The 25,485-nt window shown below is 68.7% G+C and carries 14 protein-coding genes; 3 read left to right on the forward strand and 11 right to left on the reverse strand.

The annotated features are described in order from the left end of the window. Positions 1–23 precede the first annotated feature (23 nt). The 6 genes from KBX46_RS26600 to KBX46_RS26625 form a co-directional block, all read right to left on the reverse strand. Positions 24–6,821, reverse strand: a complete 6,798-nt coding sequence (locus KBX46_RS26600; RefSeq protein WP_210794560.1) for an RHS repeat-associated core domain-containing protein — start codon at positions 6,819–6,821, stop codon at positions 24–26. 80 nt (positions 6,822–6,901) lie between these two features. Then, positions 6,902–10,453: a laminin G domain-containing protein gene (locus KBX46_RS26605; protein WP_210794562.1), complete on the reverse strand. Its 3,552-nt coding sequence runs from the start codon at positions 10,451–10,453 to the stop codon at positions 6,902–6,904. Further along, positions 10,453–13,527, reverse strand: coding sequence for an integrin alpha (locus KBX46_RS26610; RefSeq protein ID WP_210794564.1), 3,075 nt, complete (start codon positions 13,525–13,527; stop codon positions 10,453–10,455). The genes KBX46_RS26605 and KBX46_RS26610 overlap by 1 nt, the downstream gene beginning before the upstream one ends. Positions 13,528–14,378: 851 nt before the next feature. Continuing rightward, positions 14,379–15,350, reverse strand: a complete 972-nt coding sequence (locus KBX46_RS26615) for an N-acetylmuramoyl-L-alanine amidase (protein ID WP_210794566.1) — start codon at positions 15,348–15,350, stop codon at positions 14,379–14,381. Beyond that, positions 15,350–15,502: a hypothetical protein gene (locus KBX46_RS26620; protein ID WP_172861953.1), complete on the reverse strand. Its 153-nt coding sequence runs from the start codon at positions 15,500–15,502 to the stop codon at positions 15,350–15,352. Before KBX46_RS26620 ends, KBX46_RS26615 begins: the two co-directional genes overlap by 1 nt. Positions 15,503–15,628: 126 nt before the next feature. Next, the gene (locus KBX46_RS26625; protein WP_210794568.1) at positions 15,629–16,417 is read right to left on the reverse strand and encodes an aldo/keto reductase; all 789 of its coding nucleotides are present in this window, start codon (positions 16,415–16,417) and stop codon (positions 15,629–15,631) included. A 94-nt stretch (positions 16,418–16,511) separates the two neighbouring features. On the opposite strand from KBX46_RS26625, the gene KBX46_RS26630 reads away from it, so the two are divergent. Then, entirely contained in the window at positions 16,512–17,561 is a 1,050-nt protein-coding gene (locus KBX46_RS26630; protein WP_210794570.1) for a DNA polymerase ligase N-terminal domain-containing protein, read from the forward strand. Between the two features lie 14 nt (positions 17,562–17,575). Further along, positions 17,576–18,766, forward strand: coding sequence for a threonine synthase (locus KBX46_RS26635; protein WP_210794572.1), 1,191 nt, complete (start codon positions 17,576–17,578; stop codon positions 18,764–18,766). A gap of 52 nt (positions 18,767–18,818) precedes the next feature. On the opposite strand, the gene KBX46_RS26640 is transcribed toward KBX46_RS26635, so the two are convergent. The 4 genes from KBX46_RS26640 to KBX46_RS26655 form a co-directional block, all read right to left on the reverse strand. Continuing rightward, positions 18,819–20,186 carry a pectate lyase gene (locus KBX46_RS26640; protein ID WP_141908060.1) on the reverse strand — a complete coding sequence of 456 codons (1,368 nt, stop codon included), beginning with the start codon at positions 20,184–20,186 and terminating at the stop codon, positions 18,819–18,821. A 241-nt stretch (positions 20,187–20,427) separates the two neighbouring features. Beyond that, the gene (locus tag KBX46_RS26645) at positions 20,428–22,227 is read right to left on the reverse strand and encodes a glycoside hydrolase family 15 protein (RefSeq protein ID WP_210794574.1); all 1,800 of its coding nucleotides are present in this window, start codon (positions 22,225–22,227) and stop codon (positions 20,428–20,430) included. Between the two features lie 48 nt (positions 22,228–22,275). Continuing rightward, entirely contained in the window at positions 22,276–22,668 is a 393-nt protein-coding gene (locus KBX46_RS26650) for a cupin domain-containing protein (RefSeq protein WP_247668233.1), read from the reverse strand. 274 nt (positions 22,669–22,942) lie between these two features. Continuing rightward, positions 22,943–23,830: a sulfotransferase domain-containing protein gene (locus tag KBX46_RS26655; RefSeq protein WP_210794579.1), complete on the reverse strand. Its 888-nt coding sequence runs from the start codon at positions 23,828–23,830 to the stop codon at positions 22,943–22,945. Between the two features lie 91 nt (positions 23,831–23,921). Between KBX46_RS26655 and KBX46_RS26660 the strand changes: the two genes are divergently transcribed. After that, a complete protein-coding gene (locus KBX46_RS26660; protein ID WP_210794581.1) occupies positions 23,922–25,037 on the forward strand; it encodes a beta family protein in 1,116 nt (371 codons plus the stop codon). An 8-nt stretch (positions 25,038–25,045) separates the two neighbouring features. Here the strand turns inward: KBX46_RS26660 and KBX46_RS26665 are convergent, their stop codons facing one another. Further along, complete coding sequence (locus tag KBX46_RS26665) at positions 25,046–25,327, reverse strand: adhesin (RefSeq protein ID WP_088946415.1); 282 nt, start codon at positions 25,325–25,327, stop codon at positions 25,046–25,048. Positions 25,328–25,485: the final 158 nt, after the last annotated feature.

Below are 25,485 nucleotides of genomic sequence, written 5' to 3' on the forward strand. Positions count from 1 at the left end.
CCGCCGCCCTCCAATCAGACTAGCTAGATATCACAGAGATTTTGTCCAGGGAATTGCGAATCGATCTGGATCTTCATTTTAGCTTGCGCCGCCGGCGGTGCATTAGTGTGGGCGGCCAAATCCGCAAGATCGTCCTGCACCAGGTCGTGAGCAGTCCCAGTGTACGTGCCCTTGCGGGTTGGAATCTTTCGGTGTTCACCCTGCGGGACAGCAATCGCCGGCCCCGTCTTGGGATCGTATCCCGGGATTACTTGGCCGGCAGGGTGCTTTTGCGGAAGATGGTGGATGTCGAGACCATCATTCGCCTCGGACGCATTCTTGAGCTCGTTGTATTGACCCACCTGGTATGGGTCAACTGGTGACATGTTATGGACCAGCAAGGCTGCCGATCCAGCCATCACATGGTAGCTGTGTGCCGTCCTGACCGTCAGGTCATGCATTACTCGGAATGACGGGTAGGATTTGACCGCCTGCACTTCGGCAGTCCCTCCACCAAAGGGCAGGAGTTTCTCACCCACCTGGAGGTCCACCGCGTCCACCCAGTCGCGTCGGTCCTGGCTCCAGAACGGGTGATGTTGGGTGGTTTCAATTACAACGGCACTGCTCCCGACCAACACCGTGAGATCCGTGAGGTTGACGTCGTTGTTGACGTGCGTCGCAACAACCTCTTCCGCAGACCAAGCTCCCGTTGCAGGGTCGGCGGCCACCACCCGTTCACCGAGTCGAACTTTCTCGATCGGCTTGACGCTACCATCAGCGAGCAGAACGAGCGTTCCAGGCGCAAAGCTGTGGCACCCCTTATTGAATAGGGTTTTTACACCATCGACAAGGTCGCCGAGGAGACCCTTAGCCCGACTGGCTAGATTGGCGAACTTTTTCCACTTCCAAGGAGCCCCATATCTTGCAGCAAGTTTGCCCAACGCTCCACCGAGGGCCGAGCTAGCAACATTGATGGCGGTATTCAGACAGCCACCCATGTCGCCCTTGATGAAGCAGTCCAGGGCATCGGTAATGCCCAGCTCGTCCATCATGATCTTGGCGAGAGCCTTGGCCGCGTTCAGGAGCTTCTGCTTCGCTCGCGCGATCCGCGCCTGACGCTCCTTCTCAGCCGCCGCGGCAGCCGCGGCAGCCTTGTCCGCCTCGCTGGCACGAGGGTTGTTCCAGACGTTCTTGGTCGGCTCGTCCGGGTCATATGCGCCCGAGCAGCCGCCACATCCGTCGTTGTGTCCCTTGACGGCGTGGTAGTTGCCGTACATGTCCTCGTAGTCGGCACCGGGACCGCACGCGTCGTCGGAGCACGCCTTGAGGCCGTCGGGGTCAGAGAACGAGATCGGGTTGTTGTTGGCGTACGCGTACCCGTGCATCTGCTGCGGGTCGTTGACGTCGATGATCGGGTCGACCGAGATGAACCGGCCGGTGACCGGGTCATACTCGCGGGCACCGATGTTCACCAGGCCGGTGGTCGAGTCCTGATTGCCGTTGACGAAACCCTTCTCCGTCGGCCATTGCCCTGGTGTTGTCGGCGTGCCGCGGGTCTCGCCGAACGGCGTGCTCCGCCGGTGCACGATGGCACCGTTCTCGTCGACCGTCGCCTGGCCCGTGCCGTGGTGGTCGGAGGCGACGTAGTGCAGGCCGTTGAGCTTGCGGACGATCGTGCCGCCACCCGGCAGGGAGTAGTAGCGGGTGCCGTCGGTCGCCTTGGTGGTGTGGTCGAGCCGGATCTCCATCCCCGGCAGGTAAAGGGTGGTGGCGTTCGGCTCCTTGCGAAGCATCCGGGAGCCGTCGACGTCGTACAGGTAGCTGGTCTTCTTGCCAGCGGCGTCGGTGACGGACTCGAGGTTGCCCTCGGCGTCCCACTTCAGGGTCTGGTCCTCGCCGACCTTGGTTCGACGCGTCGTGTTGCCTGCGGCGTCGTAGCCGTACTCGTGGAGCTTCGAGCCCGCCGACGTCGTCTCGGTCATCGAGCGCAGGGTGTGCGGCTGCGGCTGGCCCGCGGCCGGGTACGTGTACGCGCGCTCCTTGATCGAGGTGCCGTTGGCGGCGAACTGCGACTCGGTCTTGCGATTACCGACCACGTCGTACGTGTAGGCGTGGTGGTACGGGGCCACCCCACCCACACCCGTCGTCGACGGGCCTCCGGCGCACGGGTCGGTGGCGGTGCTCGCCGACGTCCAGGCCCGCTCCATGCGGCGCAGGTAGTCGTAGGTGAAGCACTGCACGTCCCGGGTGCCCGAGGGTGTGTCGGCGATCTGGGTGATGTTCCCGGAAGCGTCGTAGCTGTAGCGGGCGTCGATGTCGATGACCGGGGCACCGCTGCGGTCCAACCGCTGGTTGGTCAGGCGCTTGGAGCCCTGCTCGTACCCGTAGGTCGACCAGACCTTGTTGTCGCCGAGCTTCGCCTCGGTCTGGATGACCTCACTGGTCGCCGAGTAGTCGACGTCCGTCAGGTACGGCACGTCGCCCTCGGTCGCGGTCAACCGCTCCATGCTGTCGTAGGTGTAGGCAATGCTCTCGAAGGGCAAGCCACCACCGTCGGACATGCCCACCGCTCCCACGGTGCCGTCCGGGTTGTACTCGGCCGCGAAGCTGTACAGCCCTGCGATTTCGGCGCCAGCGTGCTCGGGCACCTGGTAGTAGGTGGCGTGCGGCCGGTAGAACTCGTCGTAGGCGGTGTAGTAGGTGGCGTACTCGGCACCGTCGATCCACCGGCTCGTCATGGAGAGCTGCCCGAGCATCTCCAGGTCGTAGATCCAACTGCTGAGGAGTACGCCGGTCTCGGCCGATCCCTTGTAGGTGGCGGCCGTCCGGCCGATCGCGTCGTAGGTGGTGCTGATCGTCTCGTTCACACCATTGGTGGTGCTGGTGAGCCGGTCCAGATTGTCGTAGGTCATCGTCGACGTACCCGCATCCGGGTCGATCGACTTGACCTTGCGGCCGAGCTGGTCGTACTCGTGCTTCCAGACGTTGCCGGCGGGGTCGGTGACCGTCGCGAGCTGGCCGGAGCGGTTGTAGGTGTAGGCCGTTTTGTCAGAAGCCCCCGACGGCTCAGCGCCCTTGTACTGCAGCAGCTGCGTCGTCTGCCCGATCGCGTTGGAGATCGTTGTGGTGGGGGTGCCGCCCTGCGGCGGGTCGACCGACACCCGGTCGCCGCCGTATGTGGTGCTGGTGCGCCACTTCTCGTTGCCCGCTACCGCGAAGATCTCCGCCTTGACCCGGTCGGCCCCGTCGTAGACGTAGAGCGTCTGACCATCGACCTCGCCGTTGCGGGCAGGGAAGATGGCGTCCGTCGGGACACCGGCCGCGTTGTAGGTCGCGTACGTCTTGTCGAGGTTTCCGGTCGGGGTGTAGAAGGTGTCCGCGATCATCCGGGTGCCATCCGGCCCCTCGGTCTGCACCTGACGCGGACGCAACAGACCGTCGTGCAGCTTGTACTCGACGCTGTACGAGCCGTCGTTCTGCCGCTTCTCGGTCTTGACCGCGACCGGCTTGTCGGTGCGGATCAGGTAGCTGTACTTGATGCTCGGGCTAAGGCCCGTCGCACCGGTACGGTCCGGCATCCACACCTTGGTCAGCCGGCCCAGAGAGTCGTACTCCAACTGACTGACCAGGTTGTTCTGGTCAGCCTGCTTGACCGGGCTGCCCCAGGCCGTGGCGTACTCGGTGGTGGTGACGTGGCCGAGCGGGTTGGTCTCGACCACCTTGGTGGTGAGGCCGTTCGTCTCGGTGTACTCGGTGGTGGTCGTCTTCCCCATCGCGTCGGTCGCGGTCAAAGGCCGACCGTACGAGTCGAAGGTCCCCGACGCGGCGGTGATGTAGGTGGCCGTGGTGCCGTTGTGGCTTGCCATCCGCTCCGACTTGGTGGGGTTGCCCACCGTGGGCGCCACACCGAACGCCTTGCCGTCGTAGAGGGTGCGGGTGTCCGAGATGACCTGGGTCTTGCGATCCGGAGTCACCGAGCACGCCACCGACACCGACTCGGTCCGCGCCACCAGGCTGTACAGGTGGGCGCTGGCGTTGTCGGCGTAGGTGGTGCGGTTGCAGGCCTCGTCACCGGTGACGGCGACGTCGCCGAGGTTCTCCGTCTGCGTGACCCGACCGAAGGTCGTTTCGAAATCCGAGACGTTCTTGGTCTGGCGCCAGCCGCCGGCGGCGAGCGCGACGAAGTTCTGGGTCACCGAGGTGTTGGTGAACCAGGCCTTCTTGGCACCCCAGCTGTGCGACTCGGTGGCGGTGTTGTGCCGCCACGGCGTCGCGATGCTGCGGCTGACCACCGCCGCGCCGTCATAGACGGTGCTCTCCAACTGGTGACCGGAGAACTCGTCGTAGTCGATGTGCTCGACGCCGGCGGAGTCCTTCACCCGGATGTCCCGGGTATCGGTACTGTTCGGCATCTTGTCGCCGTGCATGCCGCGCAGGTAGCGGTACTCGGTCTTGGTGGTCTGGGTCTGGCCGTTACCAACGGTGACGACGACCTTGCCGTAGCCCCGCCATTCACTCCAGGTGAGGTCCTTCGGGTCGGAGATCCCGTCGGGCTCGGACTTCCGCCAGGCGGCACCGTCCTGGTAGTCGTACCTGGTGACCATGTCCGGTGCGCCACCGGTCCGGTCGGTCTCGACAACCGCGGCGACCACGTACTTGAAGAACCAGTCCGTGATGGGGTCGCCGCTGCCGTACGGGTTCCACTTGACCGGGTAGCACCGTTTGGTGCTGTTGCCCTCGGTCGGCAGCGTGCTCTTGGTGCAGTCCGGGGTCGCGTAGTTGACGTCGATCTGGCCGCCGGTGTCCGTCCAGACGGTGGCGAGGCGAGGCCGGACCAGCGGACCAATGTTGTCGTCGTCCCGGTCGACCCGGTTCGACAGCTGGAGGTTGCCCAGTTCCACCGACGGCATGGCGATGTCGGTGCCGTACAGACCGGTGTGGGTGATCTTGTGCAGCCAGAGGGTGCGGGAGCCGTCACCGTTGTCGAGGAGTTGGTGGTCGAGCTTCCAGGTGTCGACCGGCTCCCACCCGCTGCCCTGACGGATCTCGGTGGTGATGCCGGTCAGGCGCGCCCGGGTCCAGAAGGTCGGAGTGATCTGGTCAAGCTTGCACTTGGTGTCTTTGTTGCAGTTGCGGTCGAAGGGGACGTCCGGCCAGTACGGCGCCGTGGTCGTGTTCAGATCCTGTGGGTCACAGTCGATGGAGCCGGTCGCCAGGCACCGCTCCTTGACGTCGAACCGCACCCGCGCCGGAGCGTTGGTGGTGTAGACCGCTTCGTGCCGCTGCCCGTAGTCGATCCGCTTGAGGTAGCCGCCGCGGTGGTAGGGCACACCGTTGGCATCGGTGTTCTTGGCCCGGGCGTAGTAGTTCGTCTCGGGCGCGTAGAAGTACGAGCTGACGTTGCCGTAGCGGTCCTTGACGTAGTCGAGGCTCCACCGCCACGCCTGGTCGCAGTACGAGGCAGTGAAGGTGGACTTGTTGCACGGCTCGTTGGCGTCGTCACCGAAGACCGGCAGCGTCCAGGTCGACCCGGTGACCTCCTTGTTGGTGGTCCAGCCCGGGAGCTTGTTCAGGCCGAAGAAGTACTCCGTGCCGTCGGTCGTGGTGACCTTCCAGTGCTCACCGTCGTTGTCGCCGTTGTCGGCGCCGGTGAGCCGCTCCACCTTCGAGCCGTCATCGGTGGCGAACTTCCAGGTGCTGCCGCTCTTGACCAGCTCGGTGGACTTGCCGTTGAGCAGGATGGTGGCGTTGTCGTACGCCCAGCACTGGTCGGCGTACTGGTCGTGCCCGTCCTCGGCACAGGACTTGTAGCGGCGCTCGATGTGCCCCGGCTCGTAGTTGAAGCCCTCACCCAACCAGGAGCCCTGGTTGTTGGTCGTGGCGGTACGGCCGTCGATCGACTGCGAGGAGTACGCGAGGGTGATGCCCGGAGCGCCGCCACCCGGAACCGGGGGCGTCCGCATCGGGTAGCTCCACGAGAACCCGCCGGTGGACGGCGCCACCGACCACTTCGACGACGGCGCGAGCTTCGTCGCCCCGTAGTCGCCCTGCGAGGAGGATTCGGCCGCGGCCAGCGCGAAGGTCGAACCCGTCGCGGCCGCGCTGACCGTGGCGAAGAGCGTGCGCGACTCACCGTCGTTGACGGTAGGCACCGGTTCCGCCGCGCAACCGGTCTTCTCCGGGGTGGTCAACGCACACTCCGGCAGCTTCACCAGCTTCAGGCGTGATCCGAAGTCACCGCCGAAAGCGCCGCTCAGGCCTTCGTAGCTGACGCCTAGCTGGATGTCGCCAGCGCCCTGCTGACCATCGGCGCGGTTGACCCGCACCAGCGGGCCGTCGACCCTGGCCCGCTCGGAGGCAGCGCGGTCGAGCACCTCGACGCGTACCTTGCCCGGAGCGGCAACCGGCGGAGTGCCGGCCTTCTGTACTGGGCTGGCAGCGGCCGACACCGACACCGCGAGGCCACCGGCCTTGCCGGTCGCGGCCGGGGCCGTTGACGCAGCGGCGGTACGCGCGCCGGCCTGCTCAGGTGCACCGGCGGGCGGGGCGGGTACCGCGATCTCGGTGGCTCCCGCCGCCGGCCAGGTGACCTTGGCCGGCGTGGTGGTGGCGGGGGCCGCAGCCGGGTTGGCCGTACGCGGCTTCACGCCCAGAGGTGCCCGGTTCGGAACAGTCTTGCCGACGTCGGTCGCCGTCGGGCGTTTGCGCTCGGCGGCAGCCGACGCGGGGGCGTTGACGACCTGGATGACGCTTGCGCACATCACGACGGTCATCGCCCAAGACACTGGTCGCACTACCCGGCGCTGCAACGCGCCGGATGTGCCCAGAAGTCGGGAGAACATCCACCCTCCCCAGGGTTGGTTGGACAAAGGCATGAGGCATCGGGGCCGCCCTTCCCAGGGCGGCCCCGATGCTGGTGGTGTCAGAGGTTCGGCTGCTCGACGACCAGACGGGTCCGGTCGATCTTGACCTTGTCTGCCACGCCGTTGTAGATCCGGATGTCGTCGATCGCCCCGGACAGGTTCTCCTGCTCGGCGCCGTTCACGAAGGACCGGCCGAACTGGACGTTGCTGAGAGCGGGCAACGGCCTGTCCAACTGGAGTCCGAGGGCCTGACCGTTGAGATAGAACAGCAGCTCACGGGTGTACCCGTTGTAGACCAACGCGATGTGGTCGCCTGGACGGGCTATTGACGGGGAACTGTCGAATCGGGCCGGCTGTGTGATCCCGGCAGCGGCCATCTCCCAACGCCCTTCAGTGTTGCCCCGAAGGACCACGACGCTGTTGTTGGTGGCGTCCTTGATGGAAATCGCCGTCATCGGGTGGCCCTGCGAGCCGCTGGTGAACCGAACCCGAGCGGAGATGGTGAAGCTTCCTGCCGGGTCGACGACGGGGGTGGCCGTCTCGGCGTACTCACCGGCCTTGCCGGTGAGCTGCAGGTATCCGGCACCCATCATCGCATTGAACGGGTTGGGGGTCCGAATGAGAGTGCTCGGTTTCCCGAGTCGCAGCGCCTCACCACCGGCATCGTAGTTCGGGCTCAATCCCGAGGTCTCGGTGCTCAACTGCCAGTAGCCCTTACGGTCCAGCTTGTGCTTCTCCAAGCCGGCCGTGTCCTCGCTGACGACCGGGCGGTCGAAGACGGAGACATCCGCCATCGCGCCCTTCCAGAAGTCCGAGTATCCGCCGCCCTTGTAGGTGTGGCGGCCGAACTGGAGGGCACCACGGGCCTCGACCAGCGAACGTCGATCCTTGAACACCGGAGCGCCGGAACCGACCTGCAGGGAGATCTTGTTGTTCGGGCCGTCGAAGACAGCCGTGACGAAGGTCCAGTCGGTGGTTGCCGGCCCCGCGTTCACCCTCCATTCACCCAGGTTGATGACATCGTTCGTCGGCATCCGGAAGAACCAGTTGCCCTGTTCGACACCCAGGCTGAAGCCCGGCTCACCGGTGGCGTCCTGACTGACCGCCACCTGACGGCGGCTGGGGTCGTCCACCCGGAACCAGCCGGTGACGGAGAAGCTTCGTGCGGTGCTCACCACCGAGTTGTCCGTGACGAGATAGGCGTTGGACGTGCCGTCGAAGGTGGCGGCGGTGTCCCATGCTCCGAGCGAACCTGCCACGCCGAACTTGACGCCACTACCGATCTTGGCGTCGTGCGCGCCGAGTTGGTCGCTCGCTGACTTCGCAGTCGCGATGTCCGACAGTGGCCACTGTGCGACCGGCGGACGCTTACCCACCCGGAAGGTGCAGGTGGCGATCGTGCTGGACCGTTTCGCCACGTCGACCGCCTTGACGAAGAGCTGGCGCGGTCCCTCCTTGTCGGGCGTCCACTTGATCGTCACGGGGCCGCCAGCAGTGGCCGGCTTGACCGACACGGTGGCGCTGTCGTTGAAGTTGTACAGGTACTCCACGACGTCGGTGGCGGCCGAGTCGAAGGTGAAGCTGCCCTGGACGCCGATGGAGCCGCGCCACTGGTCGTCGTCGAGACAGTCGGCCGTGGTATCTGCCGCATCATCGGGCAGATACTCCGGCGAATCGACGTCCGGCGCGCTGGGACTGGTCTTGTCGTAGTAGAACTGGCAGACGTTACGTGTGCCGTCGGAACTCCAAGGGCCCCAACTCACTCCGTCGCTCGCCCGAACCTCCCAGGAGATCGGCACGTTCTGCGCGATGGTGGTCGGCACGTAGTAGCTGAACAGCGAACCGCTGGCCTTCAAGGGGGTGGTGTAGCTGACGGTCTGGAGGCTCCCGCCGGCCGGCGTCCAGGTGACCTTGAACTCGGCCTTGACCTGCTCGGTGTGTGCGGACGAGTGGTCCGGGTCCCGCAGGACGGCGTTGAGCCTCGGCGGAACGTCCGTGTAGGGCGCGGTCGTGCCGTACACGCAGCCACCACCGGGTGACATGGTCAGCTCGGACTGGTTCGCGATCACTGGCGCCCGGTTGTAGCGGACGGAGAGCACACCGTTGTCGCAGAACCGCTTGGTGTGGGTGGAGTCGCTCTCGCTCACCGAACGGAGGCCGAGAGTGACACTGCTCCAGCCCTTGCTGACCGCCTGCTGGACCGCGGCCTTGGCTTCCCACTCGGTGTTCTGGTTCGTGGAGGTGCAACTCGACTGCACCTTGGTCGGTGAGTTGTTGGCCAGGTGCGTGGCACCCGACCACCCCGACCCGCCGGGCTGGTTGCTCCAGTTCGTGCTGGACTTGATGCCGGAGGGCATCAGGTAGAGCGCCGCCGCGCGTGCGGTGGTGTTGTAGACGTGCTGCAAGGTCACCCGGAACTTGGCCTCCAGGATGGTCTTGCCGGCGTACGGGGTGGCCAACTGGTAGAAGATGCGCTTGACCTTGGAGTTGTTGCAGGAGCTCGGGCAGAGACCGATGCGCTCGTGTCGCTTCGTGTCGAACTTCCAGTACTCCTCGGACGGGTAGCCGCTGTCGACCATCGCCCAAGCGCTGTTGGTGCTGCTCTGCCATACCGGGTCCACGTACACCGGGTAGGTGGTGTCCGGGTTGGCGAGCATCGCCGCATCCGGGGTCAGGCTCAGCGTTCCCTGGGTGTAGTCGAGGCCGACCTGTCCCACCCGCGAGTCCTCGCCCGGCCCTCGGGCCGAAGCGTCGTTCGGGTCCTCGGGTTCACCGGCCGCGGCGGTGCTGCGCTGGAGGTCACCGCCGCCCTCCTCGTTGCCGCTGTCCCACATGGTCGGGGCGTCGGCCTCCATGACCGGGTTTCCGGTCGCGGGGTCGAGAGCGACCACGCCACCTTCCTCGGTCTCCTGGATGTCGAGCCCTTCGCCGGTCACCCCCAGCCGGAGATCCCTCAGCTCAGGCAGATTTGCGGCCTCGGGGGTCTTCAACACCAGGACGTGCGAGAAGCCCTCGACCGTGACGTTGGCGACCAGGTCGACGTCGGGAAAGACCTCCGGGTAGGTGGCCTGGTCGCCGGAGATGGTCGGGGTGGGCAGTGAGTGGGGCCAGGTGAGCGTCATGACCCGGAAGTCACGCTCGACAACCATGAGAGGCGTGGTGCCCCCGCCGGACAAACGCATGTTGAGCAGCGCCGCGGTCGGCGTGATCGTTCCGTCCGACTGGGCCACGAGCGCTGCACTGGCCGGTACCCAGGTGTCACCCCGGAGGACGCGTACCGCCTGGTTGTACTCGTTGGCGATGAGCGTGCCGTCCGGCTGGGCGAAGACCTCGCGGTATTCGCCGCGCTGGGCGAGCACCTCGACAGGCTGATTGAGGTCCACCGCCGCGACCAGTGCCTCGGCTTCGGTGTCCCGGACCGGATCGGTCTCGACGGCGGCCACCGGCGCGGTCGGCGGGGCCGGCTCGGGAGCGGCCACGTAGGCGGTGCCGGACAGCAGGCCGGCGAGGCCCACTGTGAGGCCGAGCGTGAAGAGCCGACCCCGCTTTCTGGTACGACGGATCACCGTCAGGTCCTCCCCCGTTGAACTGCGCCAATTCATGTTCTTCATCAGTTGACCGCCGCCCCGAACGTGCTCACGTTGGCCGGGATGCCGTTCACGCCGGGCTGCCAGGTGTCGGTGGGCGTCGTCGACCCGCCGGCCAGGCTCGACCAGGTGAAGCCGTAGACGGCGTCGGTGCCGTACGGGCTGGCCACCAGCAGCCGCTTCGAGGTGACACCGAGCGAGGTACCGACGATCTCACTCGCCCGGGGGCTGCCCGGAAGGCTCGTTCCGTTTCGCTCGATCTTCACCGGTGCGTTCGTCGAGCCGAGCGCGGGAAGGACCCATACCTGACCGACGTCACTGGTGTTGACGCCACCGTCCTCGGTTGGGGCGTAACTGTCCCTGCCCGGGATGCCCACCGCGATGAACATCGTCGAATTGGTGCCCTCGACCGCAGGGTTGGTGTTCACCACCGCGACCTTCTCGCCGAGGTAGTCGCCGCTGCTCGAGCTCAACTGGCGTCCGTTGTCCAAGACCGAACTCACCTGCGTAAAGGTGTTGGTCGCGGTGACATGGAAGACGTGCGCCGTGCCGGCGTCAGTCGGTCTCGGGAAGGTCGGTCGGACGCCGAGGTCATCCTCACCGGGCGCCCCCACGACCACCAACGAATCCTGGGTGCCCTGGGCCGACCCGACCGGCCGGTACGGCGCGATGGCGATCGACTTACCGAAGTTGTCGTTGGCTTCGGCCCTATCCCGCTCCGGACTCGACACCGCGTCCTGGTTGAGCTCGGCGGCGAGCGTGGGCAGCCCGCTGGTCAGCACGTGACTGAAGACGTTCACCGCTCCGGCGAAGACCTCGGTGCCGATCGCCTCACCCGGCGAGCTGACGCCCCAGTGGTACTTGGATGCGGCCACCGCGTAGCCGGTGCGGTCGTCGATCTCGGCCACGCCGGGAATGCCGGCGCCCTGGCTGAGCGCCACGTTCACGTTGCCGCGGATGTAGTGGACGATGCCGGTGACCGGGGCCGCGAGGCTTTCACCAGGCGCGCCGATGACCAGATACGGCTGACCGCTGGCGGTCTGGCTGCCGGCAACCGCGTAGCCGAACCAGTCGAAGGCTTCGGCGGTGTCCGGCACGTTGGTGACGTCCTGGTGGTAGGTCAGGGAGTTCGGGCCCTTGGCCAGCCCTGCCGGTGAGCCGAGCAGGACGAGCACGACACCAGCGTCCTGCAGGCCGTTGACATCCTGATACGGGACACCCACCGCAAGGTCGGTGCAGCCGTCGTTGTTGGCGTCGTACGAGGAGATCGAGGTGCCGAAGCGGTCACCCGGCTCGGGCGCTCCGGGCACCTTGTCGACGCCCTCCTGCAGGGTCTGCACAGTGGAGCCGCCGCCATAGCTGACGTGCACCTGCCCGGCGCGGATCTGGCTGTTCACCGTGGCCTCGGGGTCGGCGATCGCGACATCGGCGACGCCGTCGCCGTTGAAGTCACTCTCCGTGCCGTTGGTGCAGCCGGCCACCGGTGCAACAGTGGTGTAGACCTGCATCTCGCAGAACGAGGACCAACTGTCGCTGCCGGTCACGCCGTCAGATGCCTTGACCCGCCAGCGGTAGATGCCACCGTCGACGAAGGCGCCGGCCGGGACTGTGGTCGCGGCGGTGGCCCCGTTGCCGACTCCGCTAAGGACAGCCGAACCGATCGGCGTGTCGGCGTTCATCGCCCACCACTCGAAGGCGACCGTCATGGCGGTCGCATCCGCGTCGGAGACGGTGGCCTTGAGCTGCGGCGTCACCGTGTTGACAGTGGGGCGGGCGGAGCCGGTGACGCAGCTGGTGGCCGGCACTGTCGCCCTTGCGGTCACCGTCGGGTACGAGTTGTAGGTGACGGTGGCCTTCGGCACGCTGGTGGTGCCGGAGTAGTTGCGGGACCGGAACTGCTTGAACGATGTCGAGTCGGTCTCGTCGGTCGCTCGTAGGCCCATGTCCGCGCGGGTGTCGCCCGCGTTGGCCGCCCGCTGGAAGAAGCTGGTGGCAGCCACGCCGACCCAGTTGTCGTCACAGCTGCTGTCGAAGCCGGCCGACGCCGTGGTCACCTTCTCCTGGTAGTTCCAGGCCGGTTGGTTGCTCCACACGATGCCGTCGGAGATCGAGCCTGTGGTCCAGAGTTCCCAGGACCGCCCGGCGCACTGCACCGACCACCAGTTCCACAGCGAGATGGTCGCCGTGTTGATCTGCTTGCCGACCAGGGCGGTGGTGTCCCAGCGGGCGAACGTCCGGGTGATCGGGCCGGTCGGGCCGAGCTTGCCGAGCCGCAGATCATCCTCGCCGCCACGGTCGACGCTCTCGTTGGCCTGCACGAAGGTGTCGAAGGTGGTGGAGAGCGGGTTGATCTGCGGGTCGATGGTGATCGGGTACTGCCGCTCCGGCGCCTTGAGCCACTTCTGGTCCGGCGTGAGGGTCAGTGCGATGCCACTTCCCGCGGCGGTCTTGGCGACCTTCGCCACGGTGGAGGTGACCGGCACCTTGTTGACGGGTGCACCCTGGGCGTCGACCCGCGCGTCCCACATCATCAGGGCCGGGGTCGTCGCAATGGCGCGACCCGTCGCGTCCCTGATGGTGGTGTCGCCGCCCACGCCGCGCTGGGTCTCCGCGACGTTGCGGCCGGTCAGCGGCAGCGTCAGCGTCGCGACCCGGCTCAGGGCAGCGGGGCTCTTGACCACGAACAGGGTTTCGAGGCCGTTCCGGCTCGCCCGTACGACGAGGTCGACGTCGGGCAGGGCGTTCACATAGGTCGCCCGGTCCTCGCGCAGTTGCGGCTCCGGCAACGCTCCAGCCCAGGTGACGGCCACCCGGTCGTCGCCCTTGCCCACGGCTGCCAGCTCGTGGGTGCCGTCCGGTTGCGGGCCGGAGATCGACAGGTCGTAGGGATGCGCCGCGGGACGGACCGTGCCGTCGGCGGCGCGGTGAAGGGTCAGATCGACCGGGACCCAGCCGCCGTCACGGCGGACCCGGGTCGGCCCGAGGGACAGCTCCGCCCGGAACTGCCCGTCGGGCAGGGCGAACACCTCGGTGGTCTCGGAGGTGAGGCTCTTGACCTGCACCGGTTTGCCGGTCTTGCGGGCTGTCCGTACGGACATCGCCTCGTCGGACCTGTTTTCTACGCCACCCGTTACGCCATCAGGCCCGGCGGCGAGGTACTCCGCCGGTTCGCCCGATATGCCAGCCAATGCGACCGCCGTCAGCACGGCAACACCTGCCGCAAGGCATGAACGAACGGTGGCAGTCTTTCGACCTGCCACGAACCCTCCCCCGTGTGTTCTCAGATATCGATCGGGACTGTAGGGAGAAGCCCGCTCTACGCACAAGTAGCGTCACAAACAGTGAGGAGGAAAGCGACAATCGCCACATTTCGTCGGCGCCGATCACGGAGTGGAGTCTTCCCTGCTCAGAGCGGATGCGGCGGGAGCGGTCCAGCAACCCCTGGTCAAGCGCAATGCCGCAGGAATTCGGGCGCTGAAAATTGCCGCCCGGACAGCAGAAATGCCACCCAGAGCGGGGTTCACTCGACACCCGGGTGGCCCTGTTCGACGCACTGTCAAACACGGCACTGCGGCGGCGAAAAGCAGCCCGGCGCCAATCGGCTACGCGCCGAATCGACCGCTGCAACACATTTACAACCGACGGTGCCAGCCATCCCGACCTGCCAGGATGCCCGCAGCCACGGCAGGTCTAGCGCTGGGCGTCCCGGCATATCCGCCGCTTCCCGAGAGAGCGAGAAGGAGTGCTGGGGCCGAGGCCCATCAACGATCATCATCGTGGCCAGGAGGAGCTAACGCACGTTCTCAGGCGATCGGAGGACATTCCCTTTCCGCGCTGAAGCCTCCGCATCAGCCGCGCTCGATCGACCCCGATTCCGGGAAGTCGGGGCATCCTCACGACGGGGACACCCCGACTTCACCGAAGCCGAGTCGATCAAGCCAGGAGCCGGTCAGACCCGGGTGAGGCGTACGGCGTCGGCGACGATGAGGCCCGTCGCGCTGCTCCACCGGCTCACGCCCACCCGGTTGGCGTCGCCGGCCGGCAGCGTGAACGTGCCGAGGGACCGCCACTGCCCACCGGTGGCCCGCTGGTCGACGATGATCGTCCGGTTGCCGGTGGTGGTGGCGACGACGTACGGGGTGGCACCGTTGTAGCCGGAGGTCGCCGGCCACCACGCATCGACGCGGTAGTTGGCCGTCGCCGGGACGTTGAACCTGTACCAGGCGACGTCGCTGGCCGCGACGGGTTCCGCGTAGCGGTAGTCGGCGCCGTACCGCTGCCCGGAGTACGTCGACACACCCCAGTTGGCGCTGGCGGTGAACCGACCGGAGGTGGTGTTGTCCACGATGGAGGACCACGCCGGGGGGTTCCCGCCGCCCGACATCTTCGCCGCCACGTCGGCGCGCATGACGTTCAGGTCGATGAAGGACGGGTCGATCTTGCCGCTGGTGCTGGTCTCCCGGTGCCCCCGGGCGTAGCTGCTGTCCCGGCCCAGCCGGGTGAGCACGGCGGCGGTGGCCGCGATCGACGCGTTGTACTGCGCGGCGGTCATCTCCTGGTTGACGCCGTTGTAGTCGATCTCCCACCCGATCATCAGGGTGTTGCCGTCCCCGGCCGGGATCGGCCCGCTGCCGCCGCTGGTCCCGGCGTGGTTGCAGCGGCCGGCGGAGATGACGTGGAAGACACCGTTGTAGTCGACGAGCGCTTGGCAGAGCGGGCCGGCCAGATCCGACCGGCCGTTGATGCAGATGCCGAGCGCCGGGTGCGGGTTGCTGGCGCTGGAGGTCGCGGCAGTGTGGTGCCAGAGCACCCCGATCGGGTCGAAGGAACCGGGCCGCATCCGGTTGAGCCAGTCGCCCTCGACGACGACCTGGACCCCGGCACCGCGCAGCACGTCCACGAGCCAGGGAATGGTGGCCATCAGGCGTCCTGGAGCAGGTCGGCGAGGCACTCGGCCTTCGGCGCGGCGCTGGCCGGGGCGGGTCGTGCGACGACTGTCAGTGCGGCGACCACCAGGGCGGGGATGCCGAGCACCCCTCGGCGGTGCAGACGGATGGACGGTGTGCGGGCCATGGCGATCCTCCAGCGACAGGGGGACACGAACGGATCGACGATCGTGATGACGGGACGCTATACCGTCACGTACGTCGATGTCGATACCCTTCATTGCCGAGTCACGGAGTGAAGGAAACCGCCGGTTCAGACCTCGCCGAGGGCGTCGATGTCGCGCATCTCCTCCGCCGTCAGCGAAAAGTGGAAGACGTCGAAGTTCGCGGTGATCCGCTCCGGGGTCACCGACTTCGGGATCACCACGATCTCGTGGTCGATGTGCCAGCGCAGCACCACCTGAGCCGGGGAGACACCGTGCGCGGCGGCGATCCTGGTCAGCACCGGGTCGCTCAGGTCGCTGGTCTTGAACGGGCTGTAGCCCTCCAGCACCACGCCCCGGTCCCGGTGCTCGGCGTGCCGCTGCCGGTCGTACAGCGACGGGCTCCACCGGATCTGGTTGACCGCCGGGTTCTCCTCGGTGGACTGGATCAGCTCGTCGATCTCCGCGGTGCTGTAGTTGCTCACCCCGACCGCCCGGACGAGGTTCTCGTCCCGGGCGGCGAGCAGCTCCCGCCACATCGGGATGCTGTCCGCGGCCGACGACGGCGGCCAGTGGATCAACCAGAGGTCCACCTGGTCGACGCCGAGCGCCTCCAGGCTGGCCTCCAACGTCGCGCGCTCCCGGCCCACCCGGTCCGGCGGGAGCTTGGTGGTGATGAAGACATCCTCCCGGCGCAGCCCGCTCTCGCGCACCGCCCGGCCGACCTCGCGCTCGTTGCCGTACATGGTGGCGGTGTCGAGGTGCCGGTAGCCGGTGTCGAGCGCGGCCAGCACGGCGTCGTAGCCCGCCTGGCCGGTGGCCTGCCAGGTGCCGAAGCCGAGCAGGGGCATCCGCACGTCACCGGGGAGCAGGGCGGTGGGCTGGTCGGTGTGGTCCATGAGGTCCGTTCTACCCCGCCGCGCCCCCGGCCGCCGAGCGAACCGGACACTCCGGCATCCAGCGCGGTGGTCCGGTTTACCGGAGAATGCGGGTGTGAGCGACCGGCTGGAGGAGTACCGGCGACGACGGGACGCTGCCCGTACGCCGGAGCCGGTGCCGGAGCAGAGCCCCACGGCGGCCGGCACCGACACCGACGCCGGTCGCTTCGTCATCCAGCAGCACCACGCCCGCAGCCTGCACTGGGACCTGCGCCTGGAGCACGAGGGGGTGCTGGCCTCCTGGGCGGTGCCGCGTGGCCTCCCCCGCGACCCCGGCCGCAACCACCTCGCCGTGCACACCGAGGACCACCCGATGGAATACCTCGACTTCTCCGGCGAGATCCCCGCTGGCGAGTACGGCGGGGGCCGGATGCTGATCCACGACCGGGGCACCTACCGGTGCGAGAAGTGGCGCGACGACGAGGTGATTGTGACGCTCGCCGGTGAGCGGACCGCCGGTCGCTACGTCCTGTTCGCCACCGGCGGCCGGGACTGGATGGTCCGACGCAGCGACGCGGCGCCGCCGGGTTGGACACCGATGCCCGACCTGGTCCGCCCGATGCACGCCACGCCGGCCGCCAGGCTTCCCCGCGACCGCGCCGCCTGGGGGTACGAGCTGCGCTGGGACGGGGTCCGGGCGATGGCGTACGTCTCCGGCGGGCGGCTGCGGTTGCTCTCCGAGACCGACGAGGACATCACCGGCGGCTATCCGTGGCTGCGGGCGATGGCCGAGGCGCTCGCGCCCACCGAGGCGGTGCTCGATGGTGTGCTGGTGCGCATCGACGGTGCCGGCCGGGTGCGTCCGATCCGCCAGAGCACGGGCAGCCGGGTTCCCGCAGGCGCGCAGTACCTGATCGTCGACCTGCTCTGGCTGGAGGGCGTCAGCAGCGTCGACGTGCCGTACGCGCAACGCCGGGAGCTGCTCGATGGGCTGGCCCTGGCCGGTGCGCACTGGCAGACTCCGCCGTGGTTCCCCGGCGCGGGCGACGAGGCCCTGCGCGCCGGGCAGGAGCAGGAGCTGCCGGGCGTGGTCGCCAAGCGGCTGGACTCGGTCTACGAGCCGGGGCGGCGCAGTCGACGCTGGCTGAGCGTCGACGCGGTGTGACGGCGAGGAGCGACGTGTACCTGACCCACCTGGACTGCCCGCGCTGCGGCAAGGAGCACGCCGCCGAGGTGTTGCAGAACCTCTGCGAGTGCGGTTCCCCGCTGCTCGCCCGCTATGACCTGCCTGCGGTGGCGAAGGCGGTCACCCCGGAACGTTTTCCGCTGCGCCCGGCTGACCTGTGGCGCTACCGGGAGCTGCTGCCGGTCGCCGACCCGCGGCACGTCACGACGCTCGGCGAGGGCTGGACGCCGCTGCTGCGCACCCCGGCGTACGGCGCCGAGATCGGCATCACGGACCTGATGGTCAAGGACGAGGGGTTGATCCCGACCGGCTCGTTCAAGGCGCGCGGGGCGGCGGTCGGGGTGAGCCGGGCCCGTGAGCTGGGCGTCGAGCGGATCGCGATGCCCACCAACGGCAACGCCGGGTCGGCCTGGGCCACGTACGCCGCGCGGGCCGGAATGGGCGCGACCATCGTCATGCCGCTGGACGCGCCGGGCATCTGCCGACGCGAGTGCGTCGCCGCCGGCGCCGATCTGCGCCTGGTGGACGGGCTGATCAGCGACGCCGGTCGGCGGGTCGCCGAGCTGATCGCCGCGTCCAACGGGTCGATCTTCGACGCCGGCACGCTGCGTGAGCCCTACCGGCTCGAGGGCAAGAAGACGATGGGGTACGAGATCGTCGAGCAGCTCGGCTGGCAGGCGCCGGACGTGATCATCTACCCGACGGGCGGCGGTGTCGGCCTGATCGGCATCCACAAGGCGCTGCACGAGCTGCGCGAGCTGGGCTGGATCGGCGACAAGCTGCCCCGGCTGGTGGCGGTGCAGTCGACCGGCTGCGCGCCGATCGTGCGGGCGTTCGCCGCCGGTGAGGATCGGGCGCAGCCGTGGGTGGACGCGCACACTGTGGCGTTCGGCATCACCGTGCCGACGCCGTTGGGTGACGAGCTGATCCTGGCGGCGCTGCGGGAGTCTTCCGGCACGGCCGTCGCCGTCGACGACGCGGAGATCCTGGCCGACCTTCGGGACTTCGCCGCCCGGGAGGGGCTGCTGCTCTGCCCGGAGGGGGCGGCCTGTCTGACCGCGGCCCGGCACCTGCGCGCCGGTGGGTGGATCCGGGCCGGTGAACGGGTGGTGGTGCTCAACACCGGCGCCGGGTTGAAGTATCCGGACACCGTCGACGTGTCCGGCGTACCCCTGATGGGTTGAACGCGCGAGCACCCCGCGGACCTGGTGGTCCGCGGGGTGCCGACGTGTCGATCTACTGGTAGGTGATGTCCGAGGGTGAGTAGAGGCAGTTGACGCCGTCGGCGCCCTCGCCGATCTCGGTCGGCTCGCTGCCCTTCGGCACACCCTTGTACTTGACGCAGATGGAGGTCTCCCGGTCCGGGTCGCCGATGATGGTGATCCGGCTGAACCGGGCGGTGTCACCCCAGTTGGTGTTGATGCCGGCGATCGCGTCGGTGTCCCGGACGATCACGTTGTCGATCACCACGTGCCGCTGGTACGACGTCGAGCAGTTGCCGCAGGCCCGGTAGAGCTTCCCGGCGTTCTCCACCCGGAAGTTCTTGATGTAGACGGTGCCCGAGCCGTTGTGCTGGAAGACCTTGTCGCTGGCCGAGCGGGCGCCGCCGCCGTCGACCGTGTACGTGGTGCCGCCCCGGAAGGTGGCCGCGTCCTCGCCGACGTCCTCCCACCAGACGTTGATCAGGGTGCAGTTGCCCTCGCAGTGCACACCGTCGCCGGCCGGCGCACCGATGATCACGTTGCGGAGGGTGGCACCGGCGGCCAGCTCGAACATCGGGTCCTGGCTCTCGCTCTGCCCGCCGTCGCCGATGCCGTAGTAGCGCTTGAGCCCGCCGTCGAACGTGCCGGAGACGGCGATCGTGGCGTCGACCTTCTGGCTGCCGGTCGGCGTCGGCCAGCCAGCCGGCGGCGGAGTGGTGGTCGGCGGCGGCGTGGTCGGTGGCGGCGTGGTGGTCGGTGGCGGCGTGGTCGGGGTGCCGCCACCGGACGAGTCGACAGTCACGTCGTCGAAGCCTCCGCTGGCGTACGCGGTGACCAGGCCGATGCGGCCCGCGCCAGCAAGGCTGTTGCTGCCGGAGGCGATCTGCGTGCCGTTGACGAAGCCCCGGATGGTGCTGCCGCTGGTCTCGATGCGCAGGGTGTACCAGGTGCCGGTGCCGACGCCCAGCGCCGCTGAGCCGATCGCGGTGACGCTGCTGCCGTTGACCGCCTGGAGCTCGGCCCGACCGGAGCCGAGCAGGGCCAGCCGGTACATCTTGGTGCTGCTGGTGGACCGCGCGGCCAGCCCGACCAGGGCGCTGGAGGAGCCGAAGCTCGCCGGCCTGACCCGGGCCTGTACGGAGTAGTCGGTCCAACTGGTCTGGCCGGCGAACTGCCGGGCCAGCTCACTGCCGGCGTTGGACTGGTTGAGCACGCCCGAGCCGTCGACCGTCCAGGTGCCGCCCGACTTGGACCAGCCGGAGGTGTTGCCGTCGTTGAAGTCGTCACTGAAGACGGTGGCCGCGAAGGCCGAGGTCATGCCGGCGGTGAGGGCTGCCGCGGTCACGCCGGCGCCCACCGCCAGGAGTAGTGGTCGGCGGCCGGAGAGTCGTCTCTTCTGCACAGTTGTCCTCCTTGACGCATGTGGTGGCGATCCCTCGGCGCCCACTCGGGGACGTGTCGGCATGGCATTCGGCCATTGCCTGGGATCGGTGCGCGCCCCCGTCGGTTGCCCGGACCGAAGCGGGGTGAAGCGGGATCAAAGGCCCTGGGAAAGGGCTTTCCCGCTCCTTCGAGGCTAGGACTGCGTACGCATCGACGTCAATGCCTGGCGTTTGCAGGTCTGTTGCAGGATTTCGGGATGATCAGTAACTGTCCGGCTTGGTCAACCGCCACGCCGCATTGATCAGCCCGATGTGCGAGAGCGCCTGCGGGATGTTGCCGAGCTGCGCACCGGTGGCCAGATCGATCTGCTCGCTGAACAGGCCCACGTCGTTGGCGTACCCGACCACCCGCTCGAACAGCGCCTCGGCCCGCTTCGACTCACCTGCCATCACCAGACACTCCACCAGCCAGAACGAGCACAACAGGAACCCAGCCGGGTCCGTCGTCCACCGCCGCAGCAGGCCCTCCTCGGTGCCCAACTCCCGCTCGACCATCGCGATGGTCGAGCGCATCCGCGGGTCGGTGGCCGGCAGGAAGTGCGTCACCGGCAGGGCGAGCACCGAGGCGTCCAACTCCGCCGACCCGAACGCGCCGGTGAACGCCCCGATCCGGTCGTTCCACCCCTCGCGCAGCACGGTGTCGTGGATCTCGTCGCGCACACGGGCCCAACGACCAGGGTCGGCCCGATCTCCGAGTCGGTCGGCGAGCCCCACCGCCCGGTCCATCGTCAGCCAGCAGGACACCTTCGACGACAGGTAGTGCCGCTCCTCGTCCCGGGTCTCCCAGATGCCCCGGTCCGGCAGGTGCCACGTCGCCGCCACCTGCTCGGTCAGCCCGAGCACCATCTCCCGTAGCTCCTCCTCGAACGTCGCGCCGAGATAGTCGCGCAGCCGCCACACCGCCGACACGACCTCCCCCGGCACGTCCAGCTGTCGCTGCCGCCAGGCGTCGTTGCCGATGCGGACCGGCCTGCTGTCGCGGTATCCGCCCAGGTGGTGACAGTGGTGCTCGGAAAGGTCGCGCTCGCCCTCCACGCCGAAGAGCACCGGCACCGGTTCGTCGCCGATCCGGCCGATCGAGCGGGTCGCCCAGGCGAACAGCCGGGACGCCTCGTCGGGGCAGGCCGCCACCCAGAGGGCGCGCATCGTCAACGAAAAGTCCCGCAGCCAGGAGTAGCGGTAGTCGTAGTTCCGGTCGCCGCCGATCTGCTCCGGCAACGACGTGGTCAGCGCGGCGGCGACCGCGCCACTGCGGGCGTACGTGAGGCCGGTCAGCACCGTCGCGCTGCGCCGCACCAGCTCGGGATACCGACCGGAGTACCCGTGCGTCTCCCGGTACGCCTCCCACGCCCGCGTGGTCTCGGCGAGCATCGCCACCGGGTCCATCCGGACCGGCGGATCGCCGTAGGCCTCGCCGAAGGCCACGTCCATCCCGACCACCTGGCCGGCGGACACCTCGAACTCGTGGGTCACCCGGTCGCGGCCCGCCCGCAGCTGCAGCCCGTTGGCGCGCAACACCAGCACCACCGGGCCCGCGCGGGCCAGCACCCCACCGTCGGCCTGCTCATGCAGGTACGGCGTGAGCAGGCCGTACTCCGGGCGGGGCGCGAAGTCCAGGCCCATCCGGACGCGGCCGGACAGCCCCTGCACCACCCGGATCAGCACGGCGGGTGAGTTTCTGCCCAGCTCGTGGGCGCGGGCGCCGATCTCGGCGGCCAGGGCATCGGTGACCGCCACGCTGCCGTGCGGCGTGTGGTGCACCGTCCGCAGCACCAACGTGTCCGGCCGGTACGCGCGTTCCACCCGGAACCCCGGGCCGCCGACGCCGACCGGCGCCAGCTTGAAGTGCCCGGCGCGCGGGTCGAGCAGCCGCCCGAACACGGAAGCTCCGTCGAAGCGGTGCGGGCACCACCAGTCGATCGAGCCGTCCTTGCCGACCAGGGCACCCGAGCGGGAGTCCGAGAGGAACCCGTAGTCGGAGATCGCCGGCTGCTGCTCCACCCGCCGCGGTTACCCGCGGCGGCCCGGATCAGGCCGCCGCCGGGCCGGTCAGGCGGTCGGTGGCTCGTCCTTGCCCGCCGCCTCGGCCGCGTCGGCCTCCTCCTTGGTCTTGTGCACGGCCTTGTCGGCGTGCTCCGGCGGGCCGTAGACCGTGTACAGCACCAGCGGGTTGGGGCCGGTGTTGACGAAGTTGTGCTTGGTGCCCGCCGGCACGACGACCAGGTCCCCCGCGACGACCTTCCGCTTGGCGCCGGCAACGCGAGCCTCACCGATGCCACTGACGAAGGTCAGGATCTGGTCGATGTCCTCGTGCACCTCCTCGCCGATCTCCCCACCGGCGGGGATGGTCATGATGACCAACTGGGTGTGCTCACCGGTCCACAGCACCCGCCGGAAATCCGGGCTCTTCTCGGCGACGGTTGCGATCGTGAAATGTTCCATGCCCACGCTCATACCCCGTTCTGCGGCGCGCCACGCCGGGACTCGCGAATGGTGGAATTCCCCACGGTCGGCAGGTTTGGATCCGGGCGGACCGGGGATCGACAACGCGGACCGGCACGAACAGCCGGTCGAGCCAGGTCCCCGCCGGCGTACCGCCGAACGGCTGCGGTGGTGGGAGACGGCCAGAGCGCGGCGACGCTCGACCACGGTCGAGCGGCGCCGCGCGCTCTTCTGGGCCGCGCCGCCTCCACCATCCACGACGGCCGGGCACGGACTAGCGGTGCAGCCAGGTGAGCAGGTCGGGTGGGGCCAGCGCCGAGACCCGCTCCTGGTAGCGGGCCCGCGCGGCCGCTTCCAGCAGGTCGCGCCCCTGGCCCGAGCCGCCCTGGCGGAAGAAGGCACGGCGGTCGCGCAGCACGCCGAGCGTGTCCGGGGCGAGCCGGTCGGCGCGCTCCCGCATCCGCCCGAAGGTGGCCGCCTCGACCAGCTCCGGCCAACGCTCGGCGGCGACCGGGATGCCCCACCGGTCGGCGAGCCGCCGCATCTCACCACCCAGGTCGGCCAGCAGATCGTCGTAGTGCACCAACTCGACGTTCGGCTCGTCTCGACGGGCCCAGGCGTCACGCAGGTGCAGCATCACCCCGGGCAACGAGTCCAGGTCGGTACGCGGATCCACCTCCCGGTCGACCCAGCTCGGCAACCACTGCTCCACCGGGAGGCGCTTTCTCGGCGGCCCGGTCGGGGCGGGCTGGCCGGTCAGCTCGGCGAGGCGTACCCGGTCGAGGTTGCCGGCCTGGTGGTAGAGGGAGACGGCCATGTCCAGCGGATGCCGGGCCACAACCACGTAGTGCACCCGGGGGTCGAGTGGCACCCCGTCCAGTGGGGTGTGCGTCTTGATGAACCGCCGGTGCGGCTGCGCGGCCAACCGGTCGTACACCGCGTCCTGCGGCTCGGCCAACCAGTCCAGCCACGGCGACAGCACGTTCAGCGGCGCCGGCAGCTCCGGGGTGCCCAGCACCAGCAGAGCGCAGATCATCTGCATCCAGGTCGTGCCGCTCTTGGAGCGGGTGCTGATCACGATATCGCCGTCGCGGAAGGGAAATCCGACCCACCGGGCGCTGTCCTCGTCGTCGGAGCGGTAACGATGGGCTGGCGTGGGCATCGGGAAATCGTAGTCGCGCAGCCGACAGCGCAGCAGCCGAATTACGACTCCACGGCCTGTGAGACATGCGCATGCCTGGCTAGATTGAAGTATGGTGCCCGCCCACGGGAGCCGGGCGGCGGAACCGGTCTACCGCCCCATTCTCGCCTGCCGACGAGGCGAGCTGGACGCTCTGAGCCACCTCGACTCCACAGCCGCCGCACTGGTCGCCCCGATCCTGGAGATCGGCACGATCGACAGGTCCACCATGGACACTATCCGCCGGCTACCGCCCGGACTCCTGCCGGCCGTCGACGTCAGCGCGCTGCCCGACACCCCAGCGACAGAACTGGGCCGTTGGGACGTACCGCTGATGCCGGTGATCGGGCTCGCGGAGAGCGACCACCGGCTGGCCGCGCACGGCGCGGCGGCGCGGACGCACGGCCGGCGGGCGCTGGTCCGCCTGCGGGCCGGTCAGGACCGGGCCGGGCCGGACGGGAGCACGACCGCCGTGGAACGGGTCTGGCGGTGCACCGCTCTCGCCCCCGAGGAGTGTGACCTGCTGGTGGACGCGGGAGACGTGTGCTGCCCGGCGGATGTGCGGTCAGCCGAGCCTCGGGTGCGTCGCCTGCTGGACTGGGCGCGCCGGCACGCCTGGCGGTCCGTGACGGTGGCGGCGGGCGGGATGCCACCGACGTTGTCCCGGCTGCCCACCGACGAGCCGATCCGGCTCGACCGCTGGGACTGGCAGCTCTGGCAACGACTGGCCGACGTCGGCGTCGACTACGGCGACTACGGGGTCCACCCGGCCGTGCCCGGCACCGGCGACCCCGGTGACCGGCTGCCGACGGTGCGATACACCGACGACGGCAGCTGGTGGGTCTACCGCTGGGCGCGGCGAGGTGGCCGCAGCGAGGAACGGTTCGCCGACCTGTGCCGCACGCTGGTGTCCGCGCCGCACTGGCCGAGCACCGGCGCGGCCTTCTCCTGGGGCGACCACGAGCTGCTGCGCCGGGCCCGTCGGGGCGCCGGCGCCGGCTCGGCCGCCAACTGGGCGGCGTGGAGCACCTCCCACCACCTGGCGTACGTGCTCGCGACGCTGTCGCGCCGGGTTGCCGGCCTTGAAGATGCCGAAGCCGACGAAGACGCCCTCCGCCCGGACGAGGACATCGCGCCGAGCTGGCGCCCCCGGCCGGGTCCGCCGCAGCGGGGGCGAACGCCTCGGTGAAACCGCTGCTACTGCCTCTCGGTGAAGCCGAACTGGATGATGCCCTCGTCGTCGACGGTGGCGTCCACCGACGCGTCGCCGAGCAGCTCGGCGGCATCCTCGTCCAGGAAGATCCGGGCACCCTGGTTGTCGACCACACGGTCGCCCTGCGCCGGCTCGGGCACCAACTCCACGGTGAGCGAACCCGCCTCGGTGTCGGCGGCGATGCGGACCCCGCCGTCCTGGGCGACGTCCTGCTGGTTGGCGAGGTCACGGATGACGAGCACAGCGTTATCGGTCATGGTGAGCATGAGCGGAACTCCTCGTGGATTCTCGGCTCGCGGTCGGATGACGGGCAGACCGGACAGTCGGCCCGCGTACGAGCACACGTGGGAGGCGACAGGAGGGGCGAGCGGTCATCGCCGTCGCATCGGATCGGGGCAGCTGACGGCCCCGTCACCTCCACCGT

Origin of the sequence: Micromonospora sp. C81 (assembly GCF_018070425.1) — a bacterium.
Lineage (GTDB): Bacteria > Actinomycetota > Actinomycetes > Mycobacteriales > Micromonosporaceae > Micromonospora > Micromonospora zamorensis.

Coding starts and splice junctions, on each gene's coding strand:
- KBX46_RS26600 (WP_210794560.1), bottom strand. CDS start 6,821: ATGTTCTCCCGACTTCTGGGCACATCCGGCGCGTTGCAGCGCCGGGTA.
- KBX46_RS26605 (WP_210794562.1), bottom strand. CDS start 10,453: ATGAAGAACATGAATTGGCGCAGTTCAACGGGGGAGGACCTGACGGTG.
- KBX46_RS26610 (WP_210794564.1), bottom strand. CDS start 13,527: ATGTCCGTACGGACAGCCCGCAAGACCGGCAAACCGGTGCAGGTCAAG.
- KBX46_RS26615 (WP_210794566.1), bottom strand. CDS start 15,350: ATGGCCACCATTCCCTGGCTCGTGGACGTGCTGCGCGGTGCCGGGGTC.
- KBX46_RS26620 (WP_172861953.1), bottom strand. CDS start 15,502: ATGGCCCGCACACCGTCCATCCGTCTGCACCGCCGAGGGGTGCTCGGC.
- KBX46_RS26625 (WP_210794568.1), bottom strand. CDS start 16,417: ATGGACCACACCGACCAGCCCACCGCCCTGCTCCCCGGTGACGTGCGG.
- KBX46_RS26650 (WP_247668233.1), bottom strand. CDS start 22,668: ATGGAACATTTCACGATCGCAACCGTCGCCGAGAAGAGCCCGGATTTC.
- KBX46_RS26655 (WP_210794579.1), bottom strand. CDS start 23,830: ATGCCCACGCCAGCCCATCGTTACCGCTCCGACGACGAGGACAGCGCC.
- KBX46_RS26660 (WP_210794581.1), top strand. CDS start 23,922: ATGGTGCCCGCCCACGGGAGCCGGGCGGCGGAACCGGTCTACCGCCCC.
- KBX46_RS26665 (WP_088946415.1), bottom strand. CDS start 25,327: ATGCTCACCATGACCGATAACGCTGTGCTCGTCATCCGTGACCTCGCC.